The 12,098-nt window shown below is 64.6% G+C and carries 12 protein-coding genes; 6 read left to right on the top strand and 6 right to left on the bottom strand.

Annotation, left to right across the window (positions count from 1 at the left end):
- Positions 1-9 precede the first annotated feature (9 nt).
- Positions 10-630 (bottom strand): mycothiol-dependent nitroreductase Rv2466c family protein, encoded by a 621-nt coding sequence (locus tag E3T27_RS08150; protein ID WP_134572218.1) that lies wholly within the window; start codon positions 628-630, stop codon positions 10-12.
- Positions 631-788: 158 nt separating this feature from the next.
- On the opposite strand from E3T27_RS08150, the gene E3T27_RS08145 reads away from it, so the two are divergent.
- Positions 789-2,363 (top strand): MFS transporter, encoded by a 1,575-nt coding sequence (locus E3T27_RS08145; protein ID WP_134572217.1) that lies wholly within the window; start codon positions 789-791, stop codon positions 2,361-2,363.
- Between the two features lie 223 nt (positions 2,364-2,586).
- On the top strand, positions 2,587-4,092 hold the full coding sequence (locus E3T27_RS08140; protein WP_104197820.1) for an SDR family oxidoreductase: 1,506 nt from the start codon (positions 2,587-2,589) through the stop codon (positions 4,090-4,092).
- Here the strand turns inward: E3T27_RS08140 and E3T27_RS08135 are convergent.
- Complete coding sequence (locus E3T27_RS08135) at positions 4,071-4,466, bottom strand: hypothetical protein (RefSeq protein ID WP_134572216.1); 396 nt, start codon at positions 4,464-4,466, stop codon at positions 4,071-4,073. The genes E3T27_RS08140 and E3T27_RS08135 overlap by 22 nt on opposite strands.
- A 75-nt stretch (positions 4,467-4,541) precedes the next feature.
- Complete coding sequence (locus E3T27_RS08130; RefSeq protein WP_134572215.1) at positions 4,542-5,537, bottom strand: DUF2332 domain-containing protein; 996 nt, start codon at positions 5,535-5,537, stop codon at positions 4,542-4,544.
- A gap of 119 nt (positions 5,538-5,656) precedes the next feature.
- Here E3T27_RS08130 and pepN point away from each other — a divergent pair, with 119 nt between their 5' ends.
- Positions 5,657-8,203 (top strand): aminopeptidase N, encoded by a 2,547-nt coding sequence (pepN, locus tag E3T27_RS08125; protein WP_134572214.1) that lies wholly within the window; start codon positions 5,657-5,659, stop codon positions 8,201-8,203.
- On the opposite strand, the gene E3T27_RS08120 is transcribed toward pepN, so the two are convergent.
- Positions 8,200-8,397: a hypothetical protein gene (locus E3T27_RS08120; RefSeq protein ID WP_134572213.1), complete on the bottom strand. Its 198-nt coding sequence runs from the start codon at positions 8,395-8,397 to the stop codon at positions 8,200-8,202. The two genes, pepN and E3T27_RS08120, sit on opposite strands and share 4 nt — an antisense overlap.
- A gap of 27 nt (positions 8,398-8,424) precedes the next feature.
- On the opposite strand from E3T27_RS08120, the gene E3T27_RS08115 reads away from it, so the two are divergent.
- Together E3T27_RS08115 and E3T27_RS08110 are read left to right on the top strand one after the other, a co-directional pair.
- On the top strand, positions 8,425-9,549 hold the full coding sequence (locus tag E3T27_RS08115) for a mechanosensitive ion channel family protein (protein WP_134572212.1): 1,125 nt from the start codon (positions 8,425-8,427) through the stop codon (positions 9,547-9,549).
- Between the two features lie 89 nt (positions 9,550-9,638).
- Entirely contained in the window at positions 9,639-10,046 is a 408-nt protein-coding gene (locus tag E3T27_RS08110; protein ID WP_277612401.1) for a globin, read from the top strand.
- A gap of 45 nt (positions 10,047-10,091) precedes the next feature.
- Here the strand turns inward: E3T27_RS08110 and E3T27_RS08105 are convergent, their stop codons facing one another.
- Both E3T27_RS08105 and E3T27_RS08100 read right to left on the bottom strand, forming a co-directional pair.
- A complete protein-coding gene (locus tag E3T27_RS08105; RefSeq protein ID WP_134572211.1) occupies positions 10,092-10,481 on the bottom strand; it encodes a type II toxin-antitoxin system VapC family toxin in 390 nt (129 codons plus the stop codon).
- A complete protein-coding gene (locus tag E3T27_RS08100; protein WP_104197813.1) occupies positions 10,478-10,735 on the bottom strand; it encodes a FitA-like ribbon-helix-helix domain-containing protein in 258 nt (85 codons plus the stop codon). The genes E3T27_RS08105 and E3T27_RS08100 overlap by 4 nt, the downstream gene beginning before the upstream one ends.
- A gap of 293 nt (positions 10,736-11,028) precedes the next feature.
- Here E3T27_RS08100 and E3T27_RS08090 point away from each other — a divergent pair, with 293 nt between their 5' ends.
- On the top strand, positions 11,029-12,084 hold the full coding sequence (locus E3T27_RS08090; RefSeq protein ID WP_241992181.1) for an LLM class flavin-dependent oxidoreductase: 1,056 nt from the start codon (positions 11,029-11,031) through the stop codon (positions 12,082-12,084).
- Positions 12,085-12,098: the final 14 nt, after the last annotated feature.

Below are 12,098 nucleotides of genomic sequence, written 5' to 3'. Positions count from 1 at the left end.
GTGATCAGTCTATTTAGTGCTGGCGACTGGGGTGAAAATTGGTTCGCGGGTACGACTGCGCTTGAGCTCGAAGAACCCGTCGTAACTCGCGAGCGCCACGACGCCGTCCCATAGGGCCAGTGCGGCGTCCCCCATGGGTGCCGGTGAGATGACTGGGCCGAAGAACGCCACACCGTTGACCGCGATCACCGGGGTTCCGACGTCCTGGCCAACCCGATTGATGCCGTCGAAGTGGCTCGCGCGCATTTGGGGGTCATACTCCTCACTGTCGGCGAAGGCCGCGAAGCTGGCGGGCAGGCCCACCTCGGCGAGCGCTGCGGGAATGACCTCGTCGGGATCGTTGCTACCGCCCGGGTGAATCTGGGTGCCGAGCGCGTCGTACAGCGCCTTGACCATCGGCTGGCCGTGCAGTTCGGCAGCGGCGGCCACGAGTCGGGTGTACTTGAGCGCCCGCGGAAAGAATGCCGCATATTCCGCGCTCACATCCTGGTCTTCGTTGAGTACAGCGAGGCTCATCACGTGCCAGGTCACGTCGAGATTACGCAGGCGCGCAACCTCGTCCACCCAGCGCGAAGTCATCCAGGCCCAGGGGCACGAGGGGTCAAACCAGAAATCTACGGAATCAGTCATACCTCCAGCCTAAGCAGAACTCGCGGGGCCCTCCCCGCTACCGAGATTTGCTCTTTAGGCAATGCCCCCATTTAGGGGTACTCTTGTCCAACTGAAAAAACTGCACCACGCAGTACATCCTTGACTTCGCAGCACAATATCTCCACGAGAGAAATTTCATGCCCACTGACCGAAGTACATCCAACCCGAATTTCGACGCCACAAACGCCTCGACCGGGAGGAAAAAGGCCGCGAGACCCTTGCGCCGCCGACGCATCGCCGTGTCCGACGTGAACGTCGTCGACAAACCCATCATGAAGCGTGCCCTCGGTGGCACCATCGTGGGAAACACCATGGAGTGGTACGACGTCGGTATCTTCGGTTACCTGATCACCACGATGGGTCCGGTCTTTCTGCCGGAGGCGGACGCATCCGTGCAAACCCTGTTTCTGCTCGGAACCTTTGCCGCTACCTTTTTCGCCCGCCCACTCGGCGGCGTGTTCTTCGGTTGGCTGGGTGACCGCATCGGCCGGCAGAAGGTGCTCGCCACGACGCTGACGCTGATGGCCGCCTCGACCTTTGCCGTCGGTATCCTTCCCGGTTACGCCCAAATCGGCGTCTGGGCAGCGGTTCTGCTGGTATTCGTCAAGCTCGTACAGGGGTTCTCAACCGGTGGCGAGTACGCGGGGGCGACAACCTTCGTCAGCGAGCACGCGCCCGACACACAGCGCGGTTACTTTGCGAGTTTTCTCGATATGGGCAGTTACCTCGGTTTCGCCATCGGTGCCTCACTCGTCTCGGTACTCCAGCTCACGCTCGGGCAGTCGGTCATGGAGGAATGGGGCTGGCGGGTTCCGTTTCTCATCGCCGGGCCGCTCGGCCTGGTCGCAATCTACTTCCGGTTGAAGATCGACGAGTCGCCCGCCTTCCAGGCCACTCTCGACGCCCAGGAGGAAGCGCAGAAGAATCCCATCGGCGCCACGGCGGACACCCCGAAGAGCCCGATCGCCATATTCAAGGCGTATTGGCGCAACATCATCATCGCGATGATCCTCGTCGCCGCCGCGAACACGGTGGGCTACGCCCTCACCTCGTATATGCCCACCTATCTAACCGAGAACAAGGGCTACGACGAATTGCACGGCACAGCGCTGACAATTCCTATTCTCGTCGTCATGGCCCTGTGCATCCCGCTGGCCGGTCGCCTGTCCGACCGCATCGGGCGCCGACCGGTGCTGTGGATCGGAGCAATCAGCACGGTCGTACTGGCCTACCCGGCGTTTTTGCTGATCGGTATCGGCGACGTCTGGTCGACTCTGCTCGGCCTGGCGTTCATCGCGTTCCCGGTCACGTTCTACGTCTCCAACCTCGCCTCCGCCCTGCCTGCCTTGTTTCCGACGGCGAGCAGGTACGGTGCCATGGGTATTTCGTACAACTTCGCCGTCGCCATATTCGGCGGGACCACACCATTCATCATCGCGGCGCTCATTGTGGGCACCGGCAATGACATGATGCCGGCGTTCTACCTGATGGGCACGTCGTTCATCGGTGCGATCGCCATCTTCTTCTTGCGGGAATCGGCCAATCGTCATCTTCCTGGCTCCATGCCGAGCGTGAACAGCGAAGAGGAAGCGCATGAACTCGTCAAAACGCAAGATGACAATCCCCTGCTCGATACCGACCAGATGCCGTTCGACCACACCTTCGAGCCGCCGACCAGCGCCATTCCGGCTCAGGAATCGACGAAGGTGTAGTGCTTCCCGGTATCTGTTCGCCGGGCCCAGTCGATGATCAGGTGGAGGCGCGCGCGCAACGCGCCTCCACCTGACAAATAAGGAAGGCATGAAACAGCCAGTTCCAGGACTTCTCCCCGTGGGATCTCGGACCTGGTCGGAGTGCGTTCGAATGGGCTTTTCGTACGGGCGCCGTCGTTTCGCTGACGCAGATGATCCCAGTCGGTCCGCGTAGGATTCTCTAATGACTTCCGCGCCCACTACCGCCGCCGAGTCGGCAGCACCGGCTACCGAGTTCGCTGGAATCGATCCACAGGATCTCGCCGTCACCCTCCGCGTGCTCGCCTCCCTGGCCGACATCGATCCGGACAGCCCCGACTTCGTCACCGTGCGCCAGGCCACTGCCAAGATGTTCAAGTCGGTCAAGATGGTGCGTCGCATCGAGAAACGCGCGGTCATCGCCGACGCCGATCGCAGCGTCATCGCGGCCACCGCCACTGGCGCGCCCACCCGCATCGACGACGAGACCCGGGGCGCCCAGCTTTCCCTCGGTACCAGCGCGGCGACCGCCGGTGAGCTGCTTGTTCCGCGCGCCTGCTATATCTGCAAGCAGAAGTACACCGTGGTCGACGCGTTCTACCACCAGCTTTGCCCGAGCTGCGCTCTCTCCAGTCACGCCAAGCGTGACGCTCGGACCGACCTCACCGGCAAACGCGCACTGCTCACCGGCGGCCGTGCCAAGATCGGCATGTACATCGCACTCCGCCTGCTGCGCGACGGCGCCCACACCACCGTCACGACCCGGTTTCCGCGCGACGCCGTTCGCCGCTTCGCCGCCATGCCCGACTCCAAGGACTGGCTGCACCGCCTGCGCATCGTCGGAATCGATCTGCGCGACCCGGCCCAGGTGATCGCCCTGGCTGATTCCGTCGCTGCCCAGGGTCCGCTCGACATTCTCATCAACAATGCAGCGCAGACCGTGCGACGCTCCCGCGGTTCGTACTCCCCCCTGGTCGAGGCCGAGGATGCTCCGCTGCCCGACGGTCCCCTGCCCGAGATTGTGTCGTTTGGACACACCAATGATGCGCATCCGCTGGCCCTGGCTGCGTCGGTCTCCGGGCATCCGCTGCTCGCGGCGGCGTCCGGTGCCGGCGCGCTCACAGCGGATGACCTTACCCGGCTGGCTCTCGCCGCCGGGTCGTCGTCGCTGGAGCGTCTTGCCGCCGGCACCGCCATTGACGCCGGCGGGCTTGTTCCCGACCTGCACGACGTGAACAGTTGGACGGCCAACGTCGAAGACGTCGATCCGCTCGAGATGCTCGAAGTTCAGCTGTGCAATACGACCGCACCATTTTTGCTGGTGAGCCGTCTGCGCGGCTCGCTCACGGCATCCGCTGCCCGTCGTACCTACATTGTGAACGTGTCAGCGATGGAGGGCGTCTTCGGTCGCGGCTATAAGGGCCCTGGCCACCCGCACACCAATATGGCCAAGGCAGCACTGAACATGCTCACGCGTACGAGCGCCAAGGAGATGCTCGATGATGGCATTCTCATGACGAGCGTCGACACCGGCTGGATCACGGACGAACGGCCACACCCGACCAAGGTGCGCCTGGCCGAGGAGGGCTTTCACGCGCCGCTCGACCTGGTTGACGGCGCAGCCCGGGTCTACGACCCGATCGTGCGCGGCGAGGCCGGCGAAGACCTCTACGGCGTCTTCCTCAAGGACTACCAGCCCGGCGCCTGGTAACACCGGGCCGTCGGCGACTGGATCATCGACTCGTCGACGCGGACATCGCCCTGACCGCGTTGGCCGACTCCGATCCGGCCGCGCTTCTGGGCGTATCGAACCCGCAATTCGGGCGTAACACGGCCCAGCTCAAAATCATGGCCGAGTCGCCGCACACGGTCACCGGTTTTCTCGAGCACCTGCGCGCACGCATGATCGAGCACAGCGTCCTGCGCGGACACGTGCTCTCGTTCGTGCAAACCAAAGACGGAGCCGGAGCCGGAGCCGGAATCATCTTTCTGGAACGACCCATCGTAGCGACGGCCACCATGCTGCCTGAGGGTATCCTCGGCACCATCACCGACCACGTCATCGGAATCGGCGATCAGCTCCAATCCGCATCCTTCGGCTGTGCGACCGGTAGCGCGGCGCCGTTGTCAGCGGGGCCGTCGACCGAGCCACCCGCCGAGTCACCCGAGCCAGTGCAGGCTGCGACCATGTGGCTGGGTCAAGGCAATTGGCTCGCCGTCCAGGGCAAGAATGAAAGCGGATTCCTTCGCCGGAGCCTTTCCAAGCCGCTCCAGTACCCCCGGCACCACACTCTGCCCCTCGTTCGATAGCCAGCGCACCGGCAGTCGGGTCATCTGCGCGGCGAACCGATTGCGGTCCCGCTCGTTCAGGTAGGCGAGCACCGCGGTGTGGAACACGACAACCGTTGCCTCGGCCGGTGCCCGGGTGACGAGCGCCTCGATCTGGTCGTTCAGGTCCCCCGGCACGATCTCGACCGTCTCCTGGTAGGCCACGGCAACCGCGGCGCGCAGCCGGGATCGACGGTCGTCGTGCTCCGGCCAAATCAGCGCCTCGAGCCAGGCCACGTCCGCGTCGCTGTGCACGTCGAGCGGGTGAAGGTCGATTCCGGCCCGCCACACGATGTCGGGCATCCGCTCGGGCAGCGGCACCGGGCCGGTGACGGCGCAGTCCAGAACGACCGGGCTGGGGCCGTCGGTCGGGTGCAGCATCCACTCGCCGCCATCAGCAGACCGATACCGGTAGCTGTACCGATCGGGGTGCAGGCAGAGACCGGCGGATGCCCCCACTTCGATTATCGCGAGCGGCCCGGCGAGCGCCGCCAGGGCCGGTAACAACGCGGCGCACCGACCGGGCTCATTGGTCTGGGTGGCGTGAGTCAGGCAGGTGGCGGCGACGAGCGCCCAGTGCTCGCGCAGCCAGGCCGCGAAAGCCGGGTACTCCCCGGCAACAGCCCCGTGCAACCGGGCCGCGCTGAACACCAGGTTTGGTTGCCGCTTGACTGGCGGCAGCAGATCGATCAGCGTCACGATCTCAGGATCAGCCGCAACCCCAGCGGCCCAGCGTTCGTAGCAGGCGCTCATTCCGCGGGCTTCGACCTCGGCGAAGGCCCGGTAGCGTTCAGCGGTCGCGACGCCGGGATCGGTGCTCGCTCTCATGCCCACATCCTAATCATGGCTAGGCTTGCGGGGTGCGTTGGCGCCACGAGCGCCGAAGCTGCACCGTTCCAAATGGAATCCGTCGCGAATCGAATCGTGAATCGAATTGGAGAATTAAGTTGCCTGGAGAGAACCTCACCCGCCTGGAAGCGTCCGAGCGCGCCGCGCTCGTCACGGTAGCGAGCTACAACGTTGTACTCGACCTCACTACCGGCCCCACCACATTCGGCAGCACCACCACGGTGCGCTTCAACGCCACCCCCGGCGGCTCGACCTTCATCGACGCCATCACAGCGCAGGTGCATTCGGTGACCCTCAACGGTGCCGTGCTCGACCCGGCCGTCGTGAGCGACGGAATCCGCATCCAGCTCGACGGCCTGCAGACCGAGAACGAGCTCGTCGTCGTCGCCGACGCGCTCTATACCAACACCGGTGAGGGCCTGCACCGCTTCGTCGACCCGGTCGACAACGAGGTTTACCTGTACAGCCAGTTCGAGGTACCCGACTCCCGCCGCGTGTTCGCGGTGTTCGAGCAGCCTGACCTGAAGGCAAAATTCTCCTTCACCGTCACGGCGCCGAGCGAGTGGCAGGTCGTCTCCAACTCCACCACGCCCGAACCCATCGATGCTGGCAACGGCGCCAGCACGTGGGCGTTTGCGCCCACCCACACCATCTCGAGCTACATCACCGCGCTCATCGCCGGCCCGTACGCCGTCGTGCGCAGCGAACTCGTCTCAAGCGACGGACGCACCATCCCACTTGGCGTGTTCAGTCGCAAAAGCCTCTCGGAGTACCTCGACGCCGACTACATCCTCGAGAAGACCCGCCAGGGCTTCGCCTACTACGAGGAGAAGTTCGGCTATGCGTACCCCTTCGACAAGTACGACCAGCTGTTCGTGCCGGAGTTCAATGCCGGCGCCATGGAGAACGCAGGCGCCGTCACCTTCACCGAAACCTATATCTTTCGCTCCAAGGTGACCGACGCCGTCAAGGAACGCCGGGTTGTGACGATTCTGCACGAGCTTGCCCACATGTGGTTCGGCGACCTCGTCACGATGACCTGGTGGAACGACCTCTGGCTCAACGAGAGCTTCGCCGAGTGGGCATCGACCATCGCCACCGCCGAAGCCACCGAGTGGCACGAAGCCTGGACCACCTTCGCCGTGATGGAGAAGAGCTGGGCCTACAAGCAAGATCAACTTCCCTCGACCCACCCGGTCGTCGCCACCATCCGCGACCTCGACGACGTGCTCGTCAACTTCGACGGCATCACCTACGCCAAGGGCGGCTCCGTGCTCAAGCAGCTCGCCGCCTGGGTGGGTATCGAGGCGTTCTTCACCGGCGTCGGCTCCTACTTTCAGAAGCACCAGTGGGGCAACACCGAGCTGCGCGACCTGCTCGTGGAACTCGAAGCGGCGAGCGGCCGGGACCTTCGCGACTGGGCGAAGCTGTGGCTCGAAACCGCCGGCGTCAATACCCTGCGCCCCGAGATCACCGTCGACGAGGCCGGAGTCATCACCGGCTTCACGGTGCTACAGAGCGCCGCAGCCGATTACCCCACCATTCGCCCGCACCGCCTGGCCATCGGCTTCTACACCTTCAACGACGCCCACAAGCTCGTGCGCACGCACCGGGTCGAACTCGACGTCGACGGCTCGCGAACGGATGTCCCCGCCCTCGTCGGTCGCCAGCGTTCCGACCTGATCCTGCTCAACGACGACGACCTCAGCTACGCCAAGGTTCGCCTGGACCCGGCCTCAGAGGCGGTGGCTCTGGAACATCTCTCTGCCATTGAGAGCCCGCTCGCCCGCGCTCTGGTCTGGGGTTCGGTCTGGGACGCCACCCGCGACGCTGAGACCACAGCGCGCGACTTCGTGCGCCTGGTGCTGAACAACGTGGCCACCGAAACCGAGTCAACCACGCTGCGCACCGTACTCGGCCAGGTCGTCCTCACAGCGAACTACTACGTCGGCCAGCCACACCGTGCTGCCGTCACGACCGAGGTCGCCGCGGCACTGTGGACGCTGGCCCAGAATGCTGTGGCCGGCAGCGACGCCCAGTTCCAGTTCGTGAAGTTCTTCGCCGCCGTTGCGACCAACCCAGCCGACCTCGAGAACGTAGCTGCCCTGCGGTCGGGCAGCACCGTGCTCAAGGGCCTCACGATCGATACCGACCTGGCCTGGGAGTTGCTCACCGCCCTTGTGGCGGGTGGACGCGCCGACGCCACTGAGATCGACGCGGCGCTCACGGCCGACAACACGGCCACCGGCGCCCAGTCGGCCGCCCTGGCCCGGGCCGCTCTCCCCACCGCCGACGGCAAGCTCGCCGCCTGGTCGTCACTCATCGACGTTGACACGGCAGCGACGACCATTGTGCGCACGACGGCCGCCGGGTTCCTGCGGGTCAACGACGCAGCCCTGCTCGAGCCGTTTGTCGCGACCTACTTCGAGATGCTGCAGCGCGTGTGGGAGTCGCGTAGCTTCTCTATCGGCGAGAAGCTCGTCATCGGTCTCTACCCGGCGCCGCTGAACAACCAGGCCCTCGCCGACGCGACCCGGGCCTGGCTCGATGCGAACCCGGAGCCGGCAGCGCTTCGCCGCCTCGTGGTCGAGAACCTGGCCGGAGTCGAGCGATCGCTGAAGGTACAGGCGCGCGACGCCGACTAGCCGTCGGCAGGGAACACCATGAAGCCCGCAGCCAGCCGACCACTGGCCGCGGGCTTCACGCATCCCGTGAGGTTCACAGCAAACTCCACGATTACCGAGAGGATGCCACTGCCCGCGGTGCCGAGACCGGTCTGCTGCGGTTGCGTGTCGCGGGCGTCGATACCGTGACCGGGGTCACCTCCCGGGTTCCGCAAACGGCCTCTCGGTAGACTGGCTCGGATATGAACTGGGAAACTTTCTGGGCCGATCTCGGTACCTACTTTGCTAAAATTCCGTGGACCGTCTTTCTGGAAAAGGCCTTCGCTGTCGCGATGATCATCATCATCGCTTTCGCCCTGCGCTGGGTTCTGCAGTTCGTCATTCGGCGCGTGGTGCAGCAGATCGTCTCCGGCGTCAAGAAGAATCAGAAGGTCGACGACACCCAGGCACTCAATGTGTCACCGCTCGCGGCGGTTCGCGTTGTCCAGCGCTCACGCACCCTCGGGGCAGTGCTGGCGAACATCGTGAACGTGTTCATACTGATCACCGCCCTGTTGCTCATCGTCACGACCCTGAACAAGGACATTCTCGGTTCCTTCGCTCTGCTCACCGCTGCGCTCGGCGCCGGCCTTGGTTTCGGCGCACAAAACATCGTCAAGGATATTCTCAACGGCCTGTTCATGGTCGTGGAAGACCAGATCGGCGTGGGCGACATCGTCGACGTGGGATTCGCATCCGGTGTCGTCGAAACGGTCGGAATTCGCATCACTCAGGTACGCGACATCGATGGCACGCTCTGGTTCGTGCGCAACGGCGAGATTCTGCGGGTCGGCAACATGTCGCAGGGCTGGGCGCGCGTCATCATCGACCTCGCCATCCCCTACAGTTCCGACGTGGAGGCCGTGCAAGACGAGCTGCTGCGCGTGGCCACTGCCCTCGCCTCAAGTCGCAAGTGGCGCGCGTTTATTCTCGAAAAGCCCGAGATCTGGGGCCTCGAGTCGATCAGCGCCGAAGCCCTCGTGACCCGGCTCGTGGTCAAGACCCGGGTCTCGGCCAAGTGGGACTTCGCCCGTGACCTGCGCCTGCACATGAAGAAGGCCCTCGACGGTATGGGAGTGCCACTCACGCCGCTCAACAGCGTGGTCATGACCACCGGCGACGGTACCCTTGAGGGGTCGACCAGTGAACCGGCCGATGGCGCCCTCGATGCCGCCGAAGCGGCCGCTGCGGCCGTACCCGACGCCGTCGCCGGCGTGCGCACCGGCCCGGTCGCGGTACGCAAGCCCCGTGGGCCGCACAAGCCCAAAAATGTTCCGGCTCCGATGAAGACGCCCGACCCTGAAGTTCGTGGGGATGGCATTGACTGACACTGAACCCACCCAACAGAAGAAAGCCGCACCACGTGACCACTGAACGACACCCCACCGATCAGCCTGCAGCCCGTGCCGACGTGTACCTGCGCGAGGGTGAGAACGGTCCCGCCGCAGTGCCCACTTTCTTCGACGAGGTCGGCGGAACACCGTTCTTCGAAAAGCTCGTGCACGACTTCTACGTCGGGGTAGCCACCGACCCGGTGCTGAAGCCCATGTATCCCGAAGAAGATCTCGGACCGGCCGAACACCGCCTGGTTATGTTCCTCGAGCAGTTCTGGGGCGGTCCAGGCACCTATAGCGAGCAGCGCGGCCACCCGCGTCTGCGTCAGCGTCACACTCCGTTCAAGGTCAACCCGGATGCCCGCGACCGCTGGCTGGGCCATATGAAAGTCGCCGTGGACGCCGCCAATCTGCCGCCGTTGCAGCGGGGAATTCTCTGGGATTATATGGAACGCGCCGCCTTCGCGATGGTGAACAGCTTCGAAGACTAGGGCGCGGCGGTACCGACAGACATCCGCGTGAGCAGATGATGCCCGCTAGTGCACTTCAATCCGCACACTGTGCCCGCTACTTCGGGCCAATCGTGCGTCGCGGGTGAGCAGCGGGCAACGCAGCGCTTCGGCCAAAGCAATGTAGGCAGCGTCGTAGGCCGAAACAGTGTCGCGCAACTGGAACGCCCGCCGGCACAGCGGTTCAGCCGAGTGCCACCGTCGGATCGGCAAATCTTCGAAGTCGACCAACAAGTCCTGCGCCCGAGCCGCGCTCAGGTGCCCGCCCAGCGTGAGGCCGCGTAAGGCGGAGACGATTTCATAATCGAGCAGGCTCGGCGCATGCAGCTCTTCAGCTGCCAGGCGGGAGCGTAGACCATCGGTACCAGCGACCGCGGTCAACGCATCAATCACAGCGGCGGCGTCGACAACGATCACGCGCCGGACCGGTCCTGCACCTCGCCAGTGCGCTCCGTTCGTGCGACCGCAAGCGCCTCGAGCGCGGATGCCTGCGCGTGTTCCGTTCGACGGGCTGCGCGTTCGAGTACCTCACTGACCGTCGGACGAGCGACCTCTCGGGAAACGAGATCGAGCAGATACGTGTTGAGGGACTCGCCTTGAGCTGCGGCCCTGGCCTTCAGCGCCCGGCGCGCTTCATCGGGTACGTTCCGAATTTGTAAAAGTGAACCCATACCCGCATAATACTACTATTTTAATACATTTTGTATATACTTTGAGTGTACCCGTCCAGTCTCGCGGAAGAGCCAGTTAACATCGCTTCTGCGTGTCATCGTCACGGACACGAGAATGAGAGCCCGCACACGCTCCGGGCGACGCGCGCATCCTGTCCACAGGGCTGCGCGAATTGGCAACAGAGGCGCGAAACTAGCTACGGCGACTCGCGCACGACGCGTGAGGTCGTCGGAGGATTTCTGCACCAGAAGGCGCGCCCGTTCCCGGACGCCGCCTCACCATCCCGTACACAATGGAGAACACCATGGAGATCGGCGCCTACAGCTTCGGCGACACTCAGCTCAACCCCGACGGCAGCTCACGCTCCACCGCAGAAGCGATCAGGAACCTGTTCGACGCCATCGTGCTGGCCGATAAGGCCGGGCTCGACTACTTCGGTGTCGGTGAGCACCACACCGTCTCGATGCCAGCCTCCTCGCCCGGTGCGATCATCGCAGCGGCCGCCGCCGCGACGAGTCAGATCAAACTGGGCAGCGCGGCGAGCATCATCGGAACGGATGATCCGGTGCGGGTCTTCCAGCAGTTCGCCATCGCTGATGCGATCTCGGGCGGTGGCCGAATCGAGATCACCGCCGGCCGCGGCTCCTCGGTCGAGACTTTTCCGCTGTTCGGCTACGACTTGAACGACTACGACGAGCTCTACGCCCAGAAGCTCGACCTGCTCCTCACGCTCAACACCAGCGCCACCGAAAACGTGACCTGGTCGGGCACCGCACGTCCGTCGATCCCCCAGCTCGACGTCGTGCCGCGCCCGGTGCAGGGCTCACTCCCCATCTGGATCGCGACCGGCGGCAGCGCGCCGTCGTCGGCTCGTGCTGGGCGCCTCGGTCTCCCCCTCGCCTACGCCATCATCGGCGGAGAGCCACACCGGTTCGCGCCCCTCGCCAACCTCTACCGGCAGTCAGCTGCGCAGGCCGGCCACACCGGCGACAACATCAAGGTCTCGGTGGCGACCTTCGGCCTGGTGGCCCCGACCAAGAAGGAAGCCGTCGAGCGGATGTATCCGGGGTGGGTGAACTTGAACGTGGAGATGGGTCGGTTGCGGGGCTGGCCGGTGCCGCAGCGCAGTTCCTATCTGGCTCAGGTCGATGCACCCAGCGCCTACTTCGTGGGCGACCCTGACGACGTCGCGGAACGCATTGTCGCGCTGCACAGGCACCTCGGCCACATGCGTCATTTTCTGCAGGGCGACCACGGTGGGCTCCCCCAGGAACACCTGCTCGAGTCCATCACCCTGCTCGCCACCGAGGTCAAGCCCCGCGTTGCGCGCCTGCTCGCCGCCAAGTAAGCGCGCTGGGCGAC

The organism is Cryobacterium lyxosi, assembly GCF_004403345.1.
GTDB lineage: Bacteria > Actinomycetota > Actinomycetes > Actinomycetales > Microbacteriaceae > Cryobacterium > Cryobacterium lyxosi.
This window is presented reverse-complemented; position numbering and strand designations above follow the sequence as displayed.